At 69.1% G+C, this 19,937-nt stretch carries 16 protein-coding genes and 1 riboswitch; of the genes, 4 read left to right on the forward strand and 12 right to left on the reverse strand.

The genetic code is table 11. The features are described from left to right. Window positions 1–138 precede the first annotated feature (138 nt). Complete coding sequence (locus RZR99_RS04220; RefSeq protein ID WP_323118480.1) at window positions 139–834, forward strand: DUF4136 domain-containing protein; 696 nt, start codon at window positions 139–141, stop codon at window positions 832–834. Window positions 835–921: 87 nt separating this feature from the next. On the opposite strand, the gene RZR99_RS04225 is transcribed toward RZR99_RS04220, so the two are convergent. From RZR99_RS04225 to RZR99_RS04280, 12 genes are all read right to left on the reverse strand, one after another. Continuing rightward, a complete protein-coding gene (locus RZR99_RS04225; protein WP_323118481.1) occupies window positions 922–1,494 on the reverse strand; it encodes a TMEM165/GDT1 family protein in 573 nt (190 codons plus the stop codon). A gap of 93 nt (window positions 1,495–1,587) precedes the next feature. Continuing rightward, a riboswitch (yybP-ykoY riboswitch) is annotated at window positions 1,588–1,717 on the reverse strand. Window positions 1,718–1,863: 146 nt separating this feature from the next. Continuing rightward, window positions 1,864–3,207, reverse strand: a complete 1,344-nt coding sequence (gene guaD, locus RZR99_RS04230; protein ID WP_323118482.1) for a guanine deaminase — start codon at window positions 3,205–3,207, stop codon at window positions 1,864–1,866. A 37-nt stretch (window positions 3,208–3,244) separates the two neighbouring features. Beyond that, on the reverse strand, window positions 3,245–4,621 hold the full coding sequence (locus tag RZR99_RS04235; protein ID WP_323118483.1) for an NCS2 family permease: 1,377 nt from the start codon (window positions 4,619–4,621) through the stop codon (window positions 3,245–3,247). Window positions 4,622–4,700: 79 nt separating this feature from the next. Further along, window positions 4,701–5,726 (reverse strand): adenosine deaminase, encoded by a 1,026-nt coding sequence (locus RZR99_RS04240; RefSeq protein WP_323118484.1) that lies wholly within the window; start codon window positions 5,724–5,726, stop codon window positions 4,701–4,703. 19 nt (window positions 5,727–5,745) lie between these two features. Next, the gene (gene xdhC, locus RZR99_RS04245; protein WP_323118485.1) at window positions 5,746–6,759 is read right to left on the reverse strand and encodes a xanthine dehydrogenase accessory protein XdhC; all 1,014 of its coding nucleotides are present in this window, start codon (window positions 6,757–6,759) and stop codon (window positions 5,746–5,748) included. Window positions 6,760–6,776: 17 nt separating this feature from the next. Next, complete coding sequence (gene xdhB, locus RZR99_RS04250; RefSeq protein WP_323118486.1) at window positions 6,777–9,158, reverse strand: xanthine dehydrogenase molybdopterin binding subunit; 2,382 nt, start codon at window positions 9,156–9,158, stop codon at window positions 6,777–6,779. Further along, complete coding sequence (gene xdhA / locus RZR99_RS04255; RefSeq protein WP_323118487.1) at window positions 9,155–10,678, reverse strand: xanthine dehydrogenase small subunit; 1,524 nt, start codon at window positions 10,676–10,678, stop codon at window positions 9,155–9,157. The genes xdhB and xdhA overlap by 4 nt, the downstream gene beginning before the upstream one ends. A 340-nt stretch (window positions 10,679–11,018) precedes the next feature. After that, window positions 11,019–11,531, reverse strand: a complete 513-nt coding sequence (locus RZR99_RS04260) for a disulfide bond formation protein B (protein WP_323118488.1) — start codon at window positions 11,529–11,531, stop codon at window positions 11,019–11,021. A gap of 82 nt (window positions 11,532–11,613) precedes the next feature. Further along, on the reverse strand, window positions 11,614–12,990 hold the full coding sequence (locus RZR99_RS04265) for an amidase (RefSeq protein ID WP_323118489.1): 1,377 nt from the start codon (window positions 12,988–12,990) through the stop codon (window positions 11,614–11,616). Window positions 12,991–12,997: 7 nt separating this feature from the next. After that, the gene (locus RZR99_RS04270) at window positions 12,998–13,684 is read right to left on the reverse strand and encodes a GntR family transcriptional regulator (RefSeq protein ID WP_323118490.1); all 687 of its coding nucleotides are present in this window, start codon (window positions 13,682–13,684) and stop codon (window positions 12,998–13,000) included. 74 nt (window positions 13,685–13,758) lie between these two features. Beyond that, a complete protein-coding gene (locus RZR99_RS04275) occupies window positions 13,759–15,096 on the reverse strand; it encodes an MFS transporter (protein ID WP_323118491.1) in 1,338 nt (445 codons plus the stop codon). A 29-nt stretch (window positions 15,097–15,125) separates the two neighbouring features. After that, the gene (locus tag RZR99_RS04280) at window positions 15,126–15,818 is read right to left on the reverse strand and encodes a DUF2848 domain-containing protein (RefSeq protein WP_323118492.1); all 693 of its coding nucleotides are present in this window, start codon (window positions 15,816–15,818) and stop codon (window positions 15,126–15,128) included. 236 nt (window positions 15,819–16,054) lie between these two features. On the opposite strand from RZR99_RS04280, the gene RZR99_RS04285 reads away from it, so the two are divergent. From RZR99_RS04285 to tcuC, 3 genes are all read left to right on the forward strand, one after another. Next, window positions 16,055–17,329, forward strand: a complete 1,275-nt coding sequence (locus tag RZR99_RS04285) for a gamma-glutamyl-gamma-aminobutyrate hydrolase family protein (protein WP_323118493.1) — start codon at window positions 16,055–16,057, stop codon at window positions 17,327–17,329. Window positions 17,330–17,458: 129 nt separating this feature from the next. Beyond that, window positions 17,459–18,157 (forward strand): DUF2968 domain-containing protein, encoded by a 699-nt coding sequence (locus RZR99_RS04290; protein ID WP_323118494.1) that lies wholly within the window; start codon window positions 17,459–17,461, stop codon window positions 18,155–18,157. 466 nt (window positions 18,158–18,623) lie between these two features. Then, window positions 18,624–19,922: an MFS transporter gene (tcuC, locus tag RZR99_RS04295; RefSeq protein WP_323118495.1), complete on the forward strand. Its 1,299-nt coding sequence runs from the start codon at window positions 18,624–18,626 to the stop codon at window positions 19,920–19,922. Window positions 19,923–19,937: the final 15 nt, after the last annotated feature.

Genomic DNA, 19,937 nt, shown 5'->3' on the forward strand with positions numbered 1-19,937 from the left:
ATTGTACAAAGCCTTGGCGCTTTGCGCGGGACGAACTTTTTACCGTTCCGGACGGTCTGCGTATTAACGGCGTGGTAGTTGTCGGCGCCGGGCGTCGTATGATCGCGATGCCGCATCCATCGATACAAGAGGACGAACATGAAGCGCAATCGATTCACCCGCGGCGCGGCGTGGCTGGCGGGGGCCTGCCTCGCGCTGCTGGCGGGCTGCACGACCTACGTCAACACCCAGGTCACCGCCTTTTCCGACTGGAGCGGCAGCGATGCCACCCGCACCTACGCGTTCGCCCGCGCCGCCGACCAGCAGAACAGCCTCGAGCAGGCCACCTACGAGCAGATCGTCGCGAACGAACTGTCGATGTACGCGTTCAGGCGCGTGCCGGACAAGGAAGCCCGCTACCTGGTCGGGCTGACCTACGGCATCAAGGGCGACCGCGTGACGGTGCCGCAGCCGGTCTATTACGATCCGTGGTTCGCGCCGGGTCCGTACTGGCGCGGCGGCCCGTGGGGACCGTTCGGCCCGTGGGGGCCGTATCCGCCGGCCTACGTGAACCAGACCTACCAGATCTTCGACCGCACGCTCGACATCCGGATCACCGATCGCGCGACGGGCAAGGAGGTCTATAACGTGTCGGCCCGCAACTCGGGCGAAGGGTCGTCGCTGCTGCGGGCAATGCCGTATCTCGTGCGCGCCGCGCTCGCCGATTTCCCGCTCGGCAACGGCATCGTGCATTCGGTGCGGCTGCCGGTCGACAAAGGCGGCGTGCAGGCGGCGCCGGGCGCCAACGAGCGGGCGGTGCCGGCCGCGCCGGCTTCCGGCGCCGCGCCGAAGTAATGCCGCTGTAAGCCGGGCGCCGGCCGCCCGGCTACCGCCCGCGTTGCCGCGGGCGCCTGCCCGGCCGCGTCGCGGCCGGGTTCACGATCAGACCCCTACCCCGAACAGCGCGAGCGCGCCCAGCACGACGAACATCACGGCGGCGATGCCATGCACGACGCGCGTCGGCAGCCGGTGCGCGAAGCGGTCGCCCAGCACGATCGCCGGCACGTTCGCGAGCATCATCCCGAAGGTCGTGCCCGCGACCACTCCGACGTAATCCTGGAAGCGCGCGGCCAGCGCGACGGTGGCGAGCTGCGTCTTGTCGCCCATTTCCGCGAGGAAGAACGCGACGAAGGTCGCGCCGAACACGCCGAGCTTCGAGCGGTTCGCGTTGGCTTCGTCGGCGTCGAGCTTGTCCGGCACGAGAATCCACAGACCCATCCCGATGAACGACGCGGCGAGCGCCCAGCGCATCACCGACGGCGTGACGTACGCGCCGAGCCATTCGCCGAGCGCGCCCGCGCACGCGTGATTGATCAGGGTCGCGGCTAGCACGCCGAGGATGATCGGAATCGGCTTGCGGTAGCGGGCCGCGAGCACCAGGGAAAGCAGTTGGGTTTTGTCGCCGATTTCGGCAAGCGCGACGGCGCCGGTGGAGATCAGGAAGGCTTGATTCACGGGGGAGAATATCCTCGGGCCTGGTTGCATGCGAGCGACGATCCGCCGCGCGCCGGGCCCATTTGCGGCGCGCAGTGAATCATCGGTCTCGCCAGGCCAACTATGTTTGCTGCGTCCGCCATGGCCGCGATGGCCAAGTCTGTTGACGGACGCCCCCGTCATCGATGCGGTGCGCCGTACTGGCGCCGATCGAGCGAAGCGGCTACTCCCCAATGAGGAGCGGATTCTAACACGCGATTTTTAGCGCTGGAAAGCGGGACTGTCGATGTAGAAACGGCGCCCCGGAGCGGGGCGCCGTCGAGGGCGCGGGGGAACGGAAGGGGGCAACGCAGCGGCGCCGCCCCGGCCCCCGCGCAGCGATCCCGTCGTTCAGGCGGGCACGGCGCTTGCCTGCGCCTGGCGATGCGCGCCGCGCGCGGTATCGCGCTGGTGGGCGCAGCGGCCTGCCGCATAGGTGCGATACACCGCGCGGTCGTCGCCGAGCAGCGCGAGCGCGAACAGCAGCGCCTCCAGCGATTCGGCATGCGCGGTGCGGCGCGCGAGCAGCGGCGTCGCGGCCGGATCGAGCACGACGAAGTCGGCTTCCGAGCGCGGCGCGAGCGTGCCGACGAGGTCGCCGAGGTCGAGCGCCTGCGCCGCGCCCGCCGTCGCGAGCCAGAACATCCGGGTCGCCGTCAGGTGATGACCGGACAGCCGGGCGACCTTGTGCGCTTCGTTCATCGTCTGCAGCATCGAGAACGACGTGCCGCCGCCGACATCGGTCGCGAGCGTGACCGGCACGCCGTATTCGCCCGCCTTGTCGAAATCGAACAGGCCGCTGCCGAGGAAGAAGTTCGACGTCGGGCAATGCGCGACCGTCGTGCCCGTCTGCGCCATCCGGCGCCGATCCTCGTCGTCGAGATAGATGCAGTGGCCGTACACCGCGCGGCGCCTGAGCATCCCGTAGTGATCGTAGATGTCGAGATAGCTGCGATGGCCCGGGAACAGCGCCGCCGCCCATTTCACCTCGTCGGTGTTTTCCGCGACGTGGCTCTGCAGGAAGACATCCGGATGCTTGCGCGCCAGCTCGCCGCAGGCTTCGAGCTGGGCTTCCGTCGAGGTCGGCGCGAAGCGCGGCGTCAGCGCGTACATCTGCCGGCCGTGGCCATGCCAGCGGTCGATCAGCGCGGCGCTGTCGTCGTAGCCCGATTGCGCGGTGTCGCGCAGGAACTCGGGGCAGTTGCGGTCCATCAGCACCTTGCCCGCGATCATCCGCAGGTTGCGCGCGTCGCTCGCGGCGAAGAGCGCGTCGGCCGACGGCTTGTGGACGGTGCAGTAGACGAGCGCCGTCGTCGTGCCGCAGGCCAGCAGCTCGTCGACGAAGAACTCGGCGACGTCGTGCGCATGCGCGGGGTCGTCGAACTGCCGCTCGGTCGGGAACGTGTACTTGTCGAGCCACGGCAGCAGGCCGGGCGCGGGCGACGCGATCATGTCGGTCTGCGGATAGTGGATGTGCGTGTCGATGAAGCCCGGCACGATCAGCTTGTCGCGCAGCTCGGTCAGCGCGGCGTCCGGCGCGAGCCGGCCGGCCAGCGCCGCGTACGCGCCCGCCGCGACGACCCGGCCGTCCTCGACGATCAGCAGCCCGTCCTCCTCGAACACGGCCGCGTCGGCGGATTGCGCGGGGTCGCCGCTGAAGGTCAGCAGGCGGGCGCGGAAAGCGGATTGAGTCATGATGGAAATCCTGCGTGGTGAGCGTGAGAGCGGGGGATCAGAGCTGGGCGAGCAGCAGCGCGGACAGCGCGGCGACCACCCACATCGCCGGCTTGATGTCGCGCCGGCGGCCGGTGAACAGCTTCAGCACGACGAACGCGAGAAAACCGTAGGCGATGCCGTCGGTGATCGAATAGGTCAGCGGAATCAGGATCATCGCGATGAACGCGGGAATCGCCTCGTCGAAGCGATGCCACTCGATCTTCGTGATCGAATCCATCATGAACACGCCGACCAGGACCAGCGCGGGCGCCGTCGCGATCGCGGGCACCAGCGACAGCAGCGGCGACAGGAACAGGAACGGCAGGAAGCAGAGCCCCGCGACGACCGCGACGAGACCGGTGCGGCCCCCCGCCGAGATCCCGGCGGCGGACTCGATGTAGGCGTTCGCCGGGCTCGTGCCGAGCGGCGCCGACACCAGCGCCGAGAACGCGTCGACCATCATCGACTGGCGGATGTTGCGCGGATTGCCGTCCTTGTCGAGCAGGTTGCCGGCATCGGAAATCGCCATGAAGGTCGACAGCGCATCGAAGAACGCGGTGAACAGCATCACGAAGATGAACGGCCAGTAAATCACTTTTAGCGCGCCGAGCAGGTCGAGCTGGCCGATGCCGGAGAAGTCGGGCGCGGCGAACAGGCCGCTCCAGTTGACGAGCGTCGTGGTCGCGATCGCGGCCGGCCAGTAGGCGGTGCCGTCGCCCCAGAGGCGGCCGATCGGAATCGCGAGCAGCGTCGTCGCGACGATGCCGATCATCAGCGCGCCCGTCACGCGGCGCACGACCAGCACGGTCGTCACCGCGAGGCCGATCAGGAACGTGACGATCACCGGGTTCAGCGACGTCGAATGGACGATCGTGACCGGATCGCCGACGATGAATTTCGCGTTGACGAGCCCGATCAGGCTGATGAACAGACCGATGCCGCACGATACCGCGTGCCGCAGGTTGGGCGGGATCGCATCGACGACGAGCTTGCGCGCGTTGAACGCGGCCAGCACCGCGAAAATCACGCCGGCCCAGAACACGCAGCCGAGCGCGGTCTGCCAGGGCATCTTGCCGCCGTGCACCATCACGAACGCGAAGAGCGCGTTCATTCCCATGCCGGGCGCGACGAGCACGGGGTTGCGCGCGAACAGGCCCATCGCGCAGCTGCCGAGGAAGCTGACGATCACCGTGGCGGTGAGCGCTGCCGAGAACGGTACGCCGGCCTGCGACAGGATGCCCGGATTGACGACGATGATGTACATCGCCGTGAGGAACGTCGTGATGCCGGCGACGACCTCGGTGCGCAATCGCGAGCCGGCCGCGCGGACGCCGAAATAGCGCTCGAGCGCGGAGCCGGAGGCTGGCGCGGCGGCGCCGTTAGACATGTCCATCGGTAAAGCTCTCCTCAATCTGTGCTGGTGTGGGGATGGTGATGCGCACTCGGGTGCGGCTTGCGGGTCTCCACGCGATTCAAGCGGCATGCCAGTAGGAATCGAGCTTCGCGATCAGCGCCGCCCGTTCGTCCGGCGTCACGAACGACGCGTCGAAGCCGTTCCGGATGACGGTGTAGACCTCGGCGTCGTTCAGTTGCAGCGCGTCGACCGTCGCGAAGTAGTTTTCATTGACGTAACCGCCGAAGTAGGCGGGATCGTCCGAGTTGATCGTCACGGCGACGCCGCGCTCGAGCAGCGCTTTCAGCGTGTGCTTCGCCATATCGTCGAACACGCACAGCTTCAGGTTCGACAGCGGGCACACGGTCAGCGCGATCCGCGCGTCGGCCAGACGCGCGACCAGCGCGGCATCCTCGATGCTGCGCACGCCGTGATCGACCCGATCCACCTTCAGCAGGTCGAGTGCCTCGTAGACGTAAGCGGGGGGACCTTCCTCGCCGGCATGTGCGACCCGCTTCAGGCCGAGCGCGCGCGCCTTCGCGAACACGCGCTCGAATTTCGACGGCGGATTGCCGCGCTCCGACGAGTCGAGGCCCACGCCGACGAGACGATGCCGGTATTGCTCGAACAGGGGCAGCGCTTCGTCCAGGGTGGCGAGCGCGTCTTCCTCGGATAGATGGCGCAGGAAACACAGGATCAGCTTGCTCGACAGCCCGCGCGTTTGCGCGTCGGCGAGCGCGCGCTCGATGCCGGCCACCACGGTGGCGATCGGCACGCCGCGCTCGGTGTGCGTCTGCGGATCGAAGAACAGTTCGGTATGCGTGACGTTGTCGGCCAGTGCGCGCTCGACATAGGCCGCCGTCATGTCGTGGAAATCCTGCTCGGTGAGCAGCACGCTCGCGCCCGCGTAATAGATGTCGAGGAACGATTGCAGATCGGTGAACGCGTAGGCCGCGCGCAGCGCGTCGATCGAATCGTAGGCGAGCTTCACGCCGTTGCGCTGCGCGAGCTTGAAGATCAGCTCCGGCTCGAGCGAGCCCTCGATGTGGATGTGCAGCTCGGGCTTGGGCGCGCGGGCGATTTTTTCTTTGAAGGTCGGGGTCATGGCGTTTTTCTTGGTCGGTTCAGAAAATGGGTGCGGCGGGTTTGCCGTGGGCGGCGGCATGCGTTTCGACAGCCTGCAGGATCTGCGCGGCGGCCGAGATCGCGATGACTTCGGGCGTCTTGTCGACGATGCCGTCGACGCCGATCGGGCAATGCATCCGCGCGACCTGCAGCGGATCGATGCCGCGTGCGGCGAGGCGATGCTCGAACTGCATGCGTTTCGATTTCGAGCCGATCATGCCGAAGTATGCATAGTCGCCGCGCCGCAGGATGCGCTCGGCCAGCTCGAGGTCGCGCGCATGGTTGTGCGTCATCACGACGAAGTAGGTGTGCGGGCCGGCATCGTCGACCGCTTCGTCGGGCGCGTCGTTCGCGTCGATCGTCAGGTTGTCGATGCCGGCGAGCGCGGCGGGCGGCGGAAACTGCGCGTCGCGCTCGTCGATCCAGCGCACCCGGCACGGCAGCGTGGCCAGCACGCGCACGAGCGCCGCGCCGACGTGGCCCGCGCCGAACAGCACCACCTGGAACTCGTGCGGCGCGATGGTCTCGGTCAGCAGCGGCGCGCCGCCGCTGTCCCACAGCAGGCAATCGGCGTACGCGGCGCTGGGCTCGGGTTCGCTCAGCATCACCGCATCCGGCGAGGGGCCGAATGATACGCTACGCACGGTCGCGTCGCCCGCCGCGACGCGTTTCGCGAGCGACGTGATCCAGCCGAGATCGCCGATGTCGAGCCGCTCCAGGCCGAGCACGACCGCGCCGCCGCAGCATTGGCCGAGGCTCGGGCCAAGCGCGAGCCGCTCCAGCCGGCGCGCGTGCGGCGTATGCGCGCCTTCCTTCAGCAACTGCCGCGCGAATTCGATCGCTTTCCATTCGAGATGGCCGCCGCCGATCGTATAGCGGGCGGTGTCGCGCGTGACGAGCATCTTGGTGCCCGCTTCGCGCGGCGCGGAGCCTTCGACGCGCGCGACCGTCACGAGGACGGCCGCGTCGCCGCGGGCCAGCAGGTGTTGCAGGTCGGTCAGCCAGGTGTCCATCCGGCGGGTCTCCAGGGTCAGGCCGTGACGGAGGATTGAGGGGGCGCGCCCGGCGCGGTTTCGCGCAGCGCATCGAGCGCGGCGAGGATCGCTTCCGGGGTCGCGGGGGCGCGCAGCGGCGGCGGGCGATCGGCGCCGGGGGCGGCGGCGCCGATCGCATCGCGCAGCGCGAGGAATACCGAAAACGCCAGCAGCAGCGGCGGTTCGCCGACCGCTTTCGAGCGGAACACGGTGGGCTCCGCGTTGCGGTTGTCGTAGAGCGCGACGTTGAAGACGGCGGGGGTGTCGTTGACGGCGGGAATCTTGTAGGTCGACGGCGCGTGCGTCATCAGCCGGCCGTCGGCGTTCCACACCAGCTCTTCGGTCGTGAGCCAGCCCATCCCCTGGATGAAGCCGCCCTCGATCTGGCCGATGTCGATGGCCGGGTTGATCGACTGGCCGGCATCGTGCAGCAGGTCCGCGCGCAGCAGCTTCCATTCGCCGGTCAGCGTATCGATCACGACTTCGGCGACGGCCGCGCCGTACGCGAAGTAGTAGAACGGATGGCCGGTGAGCGTCGCGGCGTTCCAGTGGACTTTCGGCGTCGCATAGAAACCGTCCGACCACAGCTGCGCGCGCGCGAGATACGCGGCATCGACGAGCGCGGCGAACGGCATCGACGCTTCGCCGGCCCCCCACGCCGCGCCGCGCTCGAAGCGGATCGCGTCGGCCGTGCCGCCGAGTTCGCGCGCGGCGATCGCGGCGAGCCGGGCGCGGATCGTCAGCGCGGCGGCTTGCGCGGCCTTGCCGTTCAGATCGCTGCCGGTCGACGCGGCGGTCGCGGAGGTGTTGGCGACCTTCGACGTATCGGCGGCCGTCGCGCGCACCCGGTCGAGCCCGATGCCGAACACGCCCGCGACGATCTGCGCGACCTTCGTGTTGAGCCCCTGGCCCATTTCGGTGCCGCCGTGATTGACGAGCACCGAGCCGTCCCGATAGACGTGCACGAGCGCGCCGGCCTGATTCAGGAAGGGCACGTTGAACGAGATGCCGAACTTGACCGGGGTGAACGCGATGCCGCGCTTGAGCACCGGGCTCGCCGCGTTGAAGCCGGCCAGCGCCGCGCGGCGCGCGCGGTAGTCGCTCGAGTCGAGCAGCGCGTCGGTCAGCGGCGCCAGGATGTTGTCCTCGACGCGCTGGCCGTAAGGGGTGACGTCGCGTGCGCCGGTGCCGTAGTAGTTCGCGCGGCGCACGTCGAGCGGATCGCATCGCAGCCGGCGTGCGATGTCGTCGATCAGCACTTCGGTCACGAGCGCGCCCTGCGGGCCTCCGAAGCCCCGAAACGCGGTGTTCGACTGCGTGTGGGTCTTGCAGCAGTAGGCGGCGATGTCGACGTCCGACAGGTAATACGCGTTGTCGACGTGGCAGACCGCCCGGGTCGCCACCGCGCCCGACAGGTCGGCGGAAAAACCGGCGCGCAGCGCGATCTCGATACGCGCGCCGACGATCCGGCCGCGGTCGTCGTAGCCCGCTTCGTAGCGATACACGGCGTCGTGTCGCTTGCCGGTGATCATGAAATCGTCGTCGCGATCCGCGCGCAGCTTGACCGGGCGGCGCAGCGTGTGCGCGGCGAGCGCGGCCACGCACGCGAACAGCGCCGATTGCGATTCCTTGCCGCCGAAGCCGCCGCCCATCCGCCGGCATTCGCAGACGACCCGATGCGCGGGCCAGCCGAGCATGTGCGCGACCACCTGCTGCATTTCGCTCGGGTGCTGCGTCGAACTGTAGACGAGCAGGGCGTCGCCTTCCTGCGGCACCGCGTACGCGATCTGTCCTTCGAGATAGAACTGCTCCTGGCCGCCGACTTCGAAACTGCCCGCGATCCGGTGCGGCGCGGCGGCGATCGCGGCGGCCGGCGCGCCGCGCACCAGATGCAGCGGCGGCAGCACGTAGGCGCTCCGGGCATGCGCGTCGGCCGCCGTCAGCACCGCGTCGAGCGGCGCGTAGCGGATCGCGTCGCCGTTTCGCGCGAGCGCGGCGGCGCGGCGCGCGGCGTCGCGGCTATCGGCGATCACCGCGAAGATCGGTTGGCCCGCGTATAGCACTTCTCCGTCGGCCAGGATCGGATCGTCGTGCAGCACGGGGCCGCAGTTGTTGTCGGCCGGGATGTCGGCGGCCGTCAGCACGGCGACCACGCCCGGCGCGCGGCGCACTGCGTCCAGGTCGATCGACACGAGCCGCGCATGCGCGTGCGGCGACAGTCCGAGCGCCGCGTGCAGCGTGCCGGCCAGTTCCGGCAGATCGTCGGTGTAGCGCGCTTCGCCGCTGACGTGCAGCGCCGCCGATTCGTGCGGCAGCGGCGCGCCGGGTGCGGCGTCGGCGGGATGGCTGCGCATGAAAGCGTCCGTCTGCTGGTTCATGTCGGCTCCCGGTCGTTCGCGGCGACGGCTGCATGCGCGAACACGTTCAGCTCGGCGAGCGCGAGCGGCGCGGCGTCGCGCGTTTCCAGATGGAAGCGCCAGAGCAGGTTGCGTGCGACCCGGGTCCGGTAGGCGGCGCTTGCCCGCAGATCGGTGAGCGGCTGATAGTCGGCTTCGAGCGCGTCCATCGCGCGGCGCGCGGCCGGGTCGTCCCAGCGCGCGCCGACGAGCGCGGCTTCGGCTTGCGCGGCGCGGCGCGGGATCGCGGCCATCCCGCCGAACGCGATGCGCGCCGTGGCGATCGTGCCGTCGGCCGTCAGTTCGAGCGCGAAGGCCGCGCACACGGCGGAGATGTCCTGGTCGTAGCGCTTCGACACCTTGTAGGTACGAAAGCGCAGGTGCGCGGCCGGCCGCGGCACGCGAATCGCGGTTACGAACTCGCCCGGCTCGAGCGCATTCTTCTGATAGCCGAGATAGAACCGGTCGAGCGGCAGCGAGCGCGTGCGTGCGCCGCGCCGCAGTTCGACCGACGCGCCGAGCGCGAGCAGCGCCGGCATCGAATCGCCGATCGGCGAGCCGTTCGCGACATTGCCGGCGAGCGTGCCCGCCTGGCGGATCGGCAGCGACGCGAAGCGAGTCCATAGTTCGGCCAGCTCCGGGTAATCGGCGGCGAGCGCGGCATACGCGCGCTCCAGCGAGACGGCCGCGCCAATCGTGAGCGCGGCGGCATCGACGTCGAGCGCCTGCAGTTCGGCGACGTTGCCGAGATACAGCAGGTCGCCGAGCGTGCGCAACTGCTTCGTGACCCACAGTCCGACGTCGGTGCCGCCGGCGACGATACGGGCTTGCGGATGCGCGTCATACAGCGCGGCGAATGCGTCGAGCGAGCGCGGCGCATGAAAACGCGCGGCCGGCGCGGCGGCCGGTTGGTAGTCGAAGGTGGTGTCGCGCCGCAGCGTGCGCAGCACCGCCGCGACGGCCGCCCGGTCGAGCAGGCGGCGCGGGTAGCGTCCTTCGTCGAACATCCGCTGGGCCGCGTCGACGATCGGCCGGTAGCCGGTGCAGCGGCACAGATTGCCGGACAGCGCCGTCGCGATCTCGTCGCGGCCGGGCGGTCCCGCGTGGGCGGGATGATTCTCGTAGAGCACCCACATCGACATCACGAAGCCGGGCGTGCAGAACCCGCATTGCGAGCCGTGGCAGTCGACCATCGCCTGCTGCGCCGGATGCAGCGCGCCGTCGGCGTCGCGCAGATCCTCGACCGTGAACAGCGCGCGGCCGTCCAGCGTGGGCAGGAACTGGATGCACGCGTTGACCGCCTGCAGCCCGAGCGCGCCGTCCGCGCCGAGCGTGCCGACCCCCACCGTGCAGGCGCCGCAGTCGCCCTCGGCGCACCCTTCCTTGGTGCCCGCGCAGCGCGCGTCTTCCCGCAGGTACTCGAGTACCGTGCGGGTGGCGCCCGCATGCCGTACTTCACGGACGGCACCGCGGTGATAGAAGCGGATGGGTTGCGTTGTCATGGTCAATCCACGGGACATTGCGGATCAGGCGCGCGTTACGCAGGGTCGAGTGTCCGCCGGCCTCGCGCACGTAGATCGCCATCCGGAAATCAAGATAGCACCGCGAAGGCCCGGCGGTATTTTCCGGCGATGATGCGGGCTATTCGGTCGCCATCATGACAATCGTAGGATTCGCCCCGTCCGAGGAAGTTGCGAAGCGGGGGGCGATCGGCGCGAGGCGCGCCGCGCGGGGCGGAGCGGCGAACGAGACGGGATCGGCCGGAGAGCGTGGCCCGCAGCGGAATACGGGCCACAACAGCTTAGGTGTTTACGCGCAACGGCGCATGGCGCCGCTACGCCGTCACGCGGCGATCCGGCGCCGGTTGCGCCACAGGCTGGCCGCGACGAGCACGAAGATCAGCGCGAAGCCGATCAGCGACCAGCCGGGCAGCAGGATGCCGAGAATCGGCGGATAGACGGTTTCGCACAGCCCCGCGACCTTGAACATGCCGGGCAGCCAGTGAGCGAGCGGCAGGCTGTCGATGATCGGCTGCAGCGTGTCGAACCCGCAGTTGAAGCTCGGGCTCAGTTGCACCGACAGATGGCGGATCGCGGTACCCGCGCCGGCTGCCGCCGCCAGCACGGTGAGCACCTCCAGCACCGCGATGCCGCGCCAGCTCTTCATGCCCGCGCCGAGGAACGCGAAGATCGCGATCAGCAGGAAGAAATAGCGTTGAAGGATGCACAGCGGGCAGGGATCCTCGTTCTTGACGAACTGCAGGTAGAGCGCGCCGGCCAGCAGCGCGAGGCAGACGAGGCCGAGCAGCACCAACAGGCGCCGTTCACGGCGCAGCGAGAGCGTGAAGTCGTTCATCGGGGGCGGAGTTCCTTCGGTCGGTCGAGAAATTGAATCGTCGGATTTTAGCGCGAACCCCGCGTATTTCCCCGGCGCCGGATCAGCGAATCGCGTTGAGCACGGCTTCGGCCGCCTGGCCGATCGACAGCAGCGCGTCGTCGCGGTGCGGCGCGGCCGCGAGCATCAGGCCGACCGGCGCCGCATCGCGCGCATGACAGGGCAGCGACAGCGCGCACGCGTCGAGGAAGTTGAACGCGCTCGGGTTGCGCAGGATCAGCGCGTTGGTGCGGGTGAACGCCTCGTCGTCCCGCTCCAGCTCGGCGATGCGCGGCGGGACGATCGGCACGGTCGGCGCGACGAGCGCGTCGAAACGCTGCCAGACCGTGTGCGCGGCTTCGTCGAGGAGCGCTGCGCGCGCGGCGACGAGATCCAGATAGTCGGCGGCGCTGGCCGGCTCGCCTTTCAGGATCCGTACGAGCACGCGCGGATCGTAGGCGTCGCGGTGCTGCGCGAGCAGCGGGCGGTGCCACGCGTAGGCCTCGATCGGCGAGAAGCCGAAGCGGTTGATGTCCGGCAGCCGGTCGAGTGCGCCGAAGCGCACGTCGGAGACGATCGCGCCGGCCGCTTCCAGATGCTTGAGCGCGGTGTCGAGCGCGGCGGCCACCTCGGCATCGACGCCGTCCGTCACATAGTGGGTCAGCACGCCGAGCCGCACGCCTTCGAGCGGGCGGGGCGCCGGCACGCGGGGCTCGAGGCCGGCGAGCATCCGGTCGACGAGCGCGCAGCACGCGACCGACACGCCGATCGGGCCGAACGAATCGAGCGTCGTCGACAGCGGGATGCCGCCCTGGGTCGGGATCCGGCTCGTGGTCGGCTTGAAGCCCGTCAGGCCGCACAGCGCGGCGGGAATCCGGATCGAGCCGCCGGTGTCGGTGCCGAGCGCGACGGCCGCCATCCCGTCGGCGACGGACGCCGCCGCCCCCGAGGACGATCCGCCCGCGATCCGCTCGTCGCCCGCGACGCCGCGCCGGTACGGCGAGCTGGGCGTGCCGTAGTGCGGGTTGAGTCCGAGCCCCGAGAACGCGAATTCGCTCATGTTGGTGCGGCCGACGAGCACGGCGCCCGCGCGTTTGAGCCGGGCGACCGCGACGGCATCGGCGGTCGCGGGCGGCGCGCCGTCCAGCACGCGCGAACCGGCGCGGGTCACCTGGCCCGCGACGTCGAACAGGTCTTTCACCGACACCGGGATGCCCGCGAGCGGCGACAGCACGGTGCCGGCCGCGCGCAGCCGGTCATGGGCGTCGGCCGCCGCGCGGGCGCCCGGCGCGTCGACTTCGGTGAAGACGACCGCGCCCTGGCCGGTGGGATCGGCGATCCGTTCCAGCGCGGCTTCGACGAGGGCGCGGCTCGTCGCGCGGCCGGCGGCGAGGTCGGCGGCAAGCTGGGCGAGCGGCGGAAACGGAGCGAAGGTGGTCATGATGGCGTCAGGCCCGGATGTGTTGGAGAAGGGTCGAGCGGAACGCCTCGATATGGCGCTCCACCGAGCGGCGCGCGCCGGCTTCGTCGCGCGCGCGCAGCAGGTCGAAGAGTTCGGCGTGTTCGCGCTGTACGTCGGCGAGATGGTGCGGCTCGGACAGCGTGATGAACCAGAAGCGCAGCGAGCGCTCGTGCAGCCCGCGCAGGATCTCGGCGAGCACCGGATTGCGCGCGGCGGCGGAGATCGCGAGATGGAACGCCCGATCGATGTCCATCATTGCCTCGATATCGTGCGCGGCGACGGCGGTCTGCGTTTCGTCGAGCAGCGCGGCCATGTGCGCGTAGTCGGCGGCCTGCGCATGGCGCGCGGCCAGTTCGACGCAGCGGCCTTCGTTGATCACGCGCACGTCGATGATCGCGAGCACGTCGTCGAGCGATACCGGCCGCACCATCACGCCCTTGCGCGGCATCACGGTCAGCATCCCCTCGAGTACCAGCCGGTGCACCGCCTGGTGAACGGGCGTGCGGCCGATGCCGGTGCGAGCGATCAGATCGGCTTCGTTGAGCGCTTCGCCCGGCCGCAGCCGCATCGTGATGATGTCGCGCTGGATCAATGCGTAAGCCTGGTCGGCAAGGCTTTCCGTCTGCCGCGCACGAGGGCGCGACGGGCTGTGCGGCGAGGCTGGGGACGTCATGGTGCGCGCGGCGGTGGAGTTGCTGCGCATTGTAGATCAGGCCCGCGCCGCTCGCCGGCCGGGAGACGCGCGGCTCATGCGCGGGCCGACGCCGGTTGCGCGCGGCGTGTGTCCGCGCGCGGCATCGTCAGCGTGACGAGCCCGCCCGCGACCAGTGCCGCCGCGATCAGCAGCAGGCCGGGCGTGACGCTGTGCGTCGCGTCCTTGATCACGCCGAGCGCGTACGGGCTGACGTAGCCCGCCAGGTTCGCGATCGAGTTGATCACCGCGATGCCCGCGACCGCGGCCGTGCCCTGCAGATAGGTGGTCGCCATCGACCAGAAGATGCCGAAGCCCGACAGGATGCCGATGTAGGCGACCGCGAGGCCCGCGACCGCCAGCGCGATCGAGTGGGTGAGCGCGGCGCTCGCGACGAGGCCCGCCGCGCCGGTGAAGCACGACAGCGCGTAGTGCCAGCGCCGCTCGCCCGTCAGGTCCGACGAGCGGCCGACGATGACCATGCCGATTCCGGCCGCCAGATAGGGAATGGCCGTGACGAAGCCGTTCGCGACCAGATCGTCGACGCCGAGATCCTTGACGATCTGCGGCAGCCAGAACGAGAAGCCGGCGTTGCCCGTGACCAGGCAGAAGTAGATCAGCGTCAGCAACCAGAATCGGCCCGAGCGCAATGCGGCGCGCAAATCGTGCTCGCCGCCCGTGCCGGCGGCTGCCGCGCGGTCGTGCGCGAGGCGGGCGAGGATCGCGTGCTTTTCGTCGTCGCTCAGCCAAGCGGCGTCGGCGGGCGAATTGCGCAGCACCGCGAGCGCCCAGCAGCCGGTCAGGATCGACGGAATGCCTTCTATCACGAACATCCATTGCCAGCCGCGCAGGCCGTGGGCGTCGTGCAGCGCCGACATCAGATAGCCGGACAGCGGCGCGCCGATGATGCCCGCGACCGGAATGGCCGCCATGAACACCGCGACCATCCGCGCGCGGCGGTCGGCGGGAAACCAGAACGTCAGATACAGCACGACGCCCGGCACCAGCCCCGCTTCGGCGACGCCCAGCAGGAAGCGCAGCACGTAGAACGCGCCTTCGCTCTTCACGAACATCATCGCGCACGACAGCGCGCCCCACAGCATCGTGATGCGCGCGATCGTCGCGCGGGCGCCGAAGCGCCTGAGCAGCAGGTTGCTCGGTACCTCGAAGATGAAATAGCCGAAGAAGAAAATACCCGCGCCGAGGCCGTACGCGGCATTGGACAGGCCGAGATCGGCGGTGAACTGCAGCTTCGCGTAGCCGATGTTGACGCGGTCGAGGTACGACAGCACGTAGACGAGAAACAGGAACGGCATGATGCGCCACGTGATCTTCCCGAGCGCGCGCGCTTCGTGGACGGACGCGGCGGACGAGGGCGGCGGGGAGACGGGCATGGTCGGACTCTCGGCGGAAGCGGATGGGCTCAATCGGCGATCGCCAGCACGCGTACGCGGTACGCGTGGCGCAGCGAGCGGCCGAGCACGGGATCGTGCAGTTCGAGATCGAACGCGTCGCCGTCGGCCATCGCGGCGAGCGGGCCTTCGACGGCCAGCGTGCCGCAATACAGCGCGGCGCCTTCCGGCAGCGCCGGCTGGCGCGGCGAGCGCGCGAACAGTTCGGCGGGGGCGAGCAGCGACGCGACGCTGCCGGACTGATAGCGCCGCCGTACGCCGTTCTGCGTGATGTGGGCGCGCAATTCGAGCCGGTCCCAATGCGCGGCGACGTCGGCGAAGTGCCACGCGTCGCGGGCGACGGGCTTCGGGCAGACCTGCTTCGACACGGTCACGCCATAGGCTTCGACCGCGCGATCGGTGTGGTCCGAGCCGACCGTCACGAGCATCCCCGCCGCGGTATTCAGCAGCACGCATTCGGCCTCGCCGCCCGAGGTCTCGCCGGTCACGTCGATGTGTTCCGCCTGGGTCAGCAGCATCGCGCCCAGCCGGTAGAAGCACGGCGTCGAGGTCGGGCGGCGCACGCCCAGCGCCGCCAGTTCGGCGATGTGATGCTCGATCGCGGCGGCATCGCGGCCGGCCCAGCCGGCGATCGTCAGGTCGTCGAGCTGGACGCCGACGGAGTGGGGAGCGGGATCGGGGACGGTGAAGGACAACGACGGCATGAGCTTCCTGGGATGGACGAGGATCGGATGGGTAGAAATATTAGTGTGATATATCAGTTGAGTAAAGCGTGTCAAAAAAAGCGCCGGGGCGAGGCTGCCAAAGCGCTCGGTGCGGTGCATTGGGCGTTACCCTGCAACAATATTGACGAAAATCTGTCGATTTGCCGCTAATCCTGTACTGAAGGATAATGAATCCTCGTTTATTACTCGCGTGACCGACGCGCCAGACCACCGTCATGAGTGAAAAAACGCCCGCGGGCGCCGGCCCCTCCGGTTCTTCGTCGTCTTCGTTGTCCATCTCGTCCGGCGGCGGACACGCCGATCCGGCGGATTCGTCCCCTCCGCCGGCCCCTTCGGCTCCCGTTGCATCCCCACCCGCACCAGCCGCACCCGCGTCCGACTCGCCGCCGCCGGCTGTCCACGTCAGCGCGTTCGCCGCGCAGGTGGCGGCCGCGCAGGATGTCGGCGATCCGGGCGTCGCGCCCGCGGGCCCGGCAACCGAGCCCGGCGCGCCGGGGGCGGCGCGAGCGGCGGCCGGCGCGAAGCCCGGCTCGCCGCCGCCCGGCTTCGGCGCGGCGCCCGACTTCGAGACGGCGCGTCCGCCGCCGCCGAGCGCGCAGCCGCCCGGGCCGCCCGCCTACCTGAAGCAGAGCGATACGCCGTGGTCGGTGTTCGGCAGGATCATCGCGGCGCGCGCGCGGCGGTTGTTCGACCGGGCCGGGCAGCGGATCACGCAGCGCACGCTGCGGATCGGCGTGTCGGCGCGGATCTTCCATCCGGAAGTGGGCGCCCCCGGGCTGCGCGGCAAGACGCTGCAGTATCTGGAAGAGTCGATCGCGCACTGGGTGATGTCGCGCGACGTGCTGGTCTTCATGATTCCCACCGTCGGCCATCAGGGGATGCTGCACCCGAGCAACATCCGGCTGCGCGATTATGCGAAGCACCTCGACGGGCTGCTGCTGCAGGGCGGCGCGGACGTGTCGCCGCAAACCTACGCGGCGTCCGATGCGCATCCCGAATGGCCCGGCGACCGGGTGCGCGACATGTACGAGCTGGAGCTGCTGCATGAGTTCGTCGAGTCGGGCAAGCCGGTGCTCGGCGTGTGCCGGGGCTGCCAGCTGATCAACGTCGCGTTCGGCGGCTCGCTGTACCAGGACATCGCCACCGACGTGCCGACCGCCGGCGCGCATGTGAGCGAGCACTACGACCAGCACCGCCACTCGATCCGCTTCCCCGACGGTTCGACCTTCTCGAACATGTTCCCGGGTCGCCACGACGCGATCGTCAACTCGATCCATCACCAGGCGATCCGCGATCTCGGCCGCGATCTGAACATCGAGGCGGTGTCGGCGGAAGACGGCATCATCGAGGGGATCCGTTATCGTCGCGCGCCGTTCGTCGTCGGCGTGCAATGGCATCCGGAGTTTCATCGCGCGGGCGGGGCGGAACTGCTCGACTGCACGCCGCTGCTGGATACGTTCCTGCGTGCGGCGCGCGAAACGCGGCTGTAAGCAGACCGGCCGCGCGGCCGGAATCGGAACCACCCGAAAGTTCGGCGATTCGAGCGTTCGGACAATCGGCGGTGGGCGAATCCGGCGATAATCCGCACTTGCTCAATTTCCGTGCGGAGTCTTTGCCCGATGTCGTCAAGCCTGTTCAGAATCCGCTGGCCGGTGCTGTTCGTTGCGGCGTGCGCGTGGGCGCAAGCGAGCGCGGCGTGGGCCGACGAGCCGGCGGCGCCGGTCGCGGGCACCCGGCCCGCCGTCACCGCGCTCACGCCCGACGCCGCCGCGTCCGCACCCGCGTCCGGGGCGGCCGGCGAGGATGTCCAGAGCACCGTTGCCGAACTGATGCAGATGCTGCACGACGGCAAGATCGTGGAAATGCGGACGACCTATAACGGCAGCTACGGGGCGAGCCTGATGTTCTATCCCGCCGAGATGACTTATTACGTCGCGCTGTTCCAGGACAAGCATTTCTGGCGGGTGATCAAGTCGCAGGAAAAGCCGCGCGCCGAGATGATCTACGCGAATTTTTCCGAACAGACGGCGCAGCTGGCCGACGTCGAGATTCGCCGCACCGAGCTGGTGGCGCAAAAGGCGTTCCTCGAGCGGGTGATCGCGCTGTCCGAGGAGCACGCGAGGCGCCTGCAGGCGGATCTGAGCGTGGCGCGCGCGCAGCAGGCGCAAGTCGCCGAGCATCAGCAGTCCGCGCAGAGCGAGGCGCGCGCGCTGGATGTGCAACAGCGGGCGGCGCAGGCGCAGTTGCGCGATCTGCAGCGCCAGGTCCAGCAGTTGCAGCAGCAGACGGAATCGGGGGGGGCGGTGCCTGTCAGGTAGGCCCGGCGATTTTCTCGAGAGAAACGGCTCCGCGCATTCCGCGCCGGGCCGTTTTTGTTTTCGGGCGGAGCGTCGATCAGACCAGTCGGATGCTTGCCGGCCGGCCGGCGCGATCGTGCATTGCAGCGAAGTTGTGCCGGATCGCGTCTTTATGCCGCTGTTTATTGCGCATTTTCCGCCGCCGGCGGGGTAACCGTGCGGTTCACGCCGCCCGGGTCTCCGGCGCCCGGGCGGCGTGAAAGCGGCTTGGGCGCGACGGATGTCATCATTTCCCCCGATTCCCCGCGCGCGTTTTTCGCGCGACACTCTGACGCAGTTGCTCGCCGATCGCAGTAAGATGGCGGGCGCTGTGCGGTGCATCATCGGCCTGCACCGCCCCTCGCCGCGCAAGCGGCGGGGCTAGACCACAATGTTACGAACCCTGCGGTCGGCTTTGGAGCCGCAGAGGCGCCTTATCGAGAGAGACATGTCAACAGCGTCCCACGCCCCCCAGCAGGATGAATCGAAAGCCAGGACCGTGTTCCGCGTCGTCAGCGGCAACTTCCTGGAAATGTACGACTTCATGGTTTATGGCTACTACGCTTCCGCGATCGCCAAAACCTATTTCCCGACCGGCGACTCGTTCGCGTCGCTGATGCTGTCGCTATCCGTATTCGGCGCGGGCTTCCTGATGCGCCCGGTCGGCGCGATCGTGCTCGGCGCTTACATCGACCACCACGGCCGTCGCAAGGGCCTGATTCTGACGCTCGGGCTGATGGCGCTCGGCACGCTCACTGTCGCGACGATACCGGGCTATGCGACGATCGGCGTCCTCGCGCCGATCCTCGTGCTGCTGGGGCGTCTGCTGCAGGGTTTCTCGGCCGGGGTCGAGCTGGGCGGCGTATCGGTGTACCTGTCCGAAATCGCGACCAAGGGCAACAAGGGCTTCTACACGTCGTGGCAGTCCGGCAGCCAGCAGGTGGCCGTCGTGTTCGCCGCGCTGGTGGGCGTGCTGCTGAACAAGGCGCTGCCCGTCGAACAGATGACGTCGTGGGGCTGGCGCATCCCGTTCCTGATCGGCTGCCTGATCGTGCCGTTCCTGTTCCTGATCCGCCGCTCGCTCAAGGAAACCGACGAGTTCCTCGCGAGGAAGCATCGTCCGAGCATGGGCGAGATCATGAAATCGATGGTCGACAACTGGGGCATCGTGGTCGCGGGCATGGGCATGGTGATCATGACCACGGTGTCGTTCTACATGATTACCGCGTACACGCCGACCTTCGGCAAGGAAGTGCTGCACCTGTCGTCGATCGACGCGCTGGTCGTGACCGTCTGCGTCGGGATCTCGAACCTGATCTGGCTGCCGCTGTCCGGTGCCGTGTCGGACCGCATCGGCCGCCGGCCGGTGCTGATCACCTTCACGGTGCTGACGCTGCTCACCGCCTACCCGGCCGTGCAGTGGCTGGTCGCCGAGCCGTCGTTCATCCGCCTGCTGTCCGTCGAGCTGTGGCTGTCGTTCCTCTACGCGTCGTACAACGGCGGAATGGTGGTAGCGCTGACCGAGGTGATGCCGCCCGATGTGCGCACCGCGGGTTTCTCGCTAGCCTACAGCCTCGCGACGACGATCGGCGGCTTCACGCCGGCGATCTCGACGCTGCTGATCCACGAAACCGGCAACAAGGCGGCCCCCGGCCTGTGGCTGGGCGTGGCGGCGATCTGCGGGCTGATCGCGACGCTGGTGTTGTATCGCACGCCGGAAGCACGCAATCAGTACAAGACCGCGTAAGCGGGAACGTCCGCC

Source organism: Burkholderia alba, assembly GCF_034721475.1.
GTDB classification, from domain to species: domain Bacteria; phylum Pseudomonadota; class Gammaproteobacteria; order Burkholderiales; family Burkholderiaceae; genus Burkholderia; species Burkholderia alba.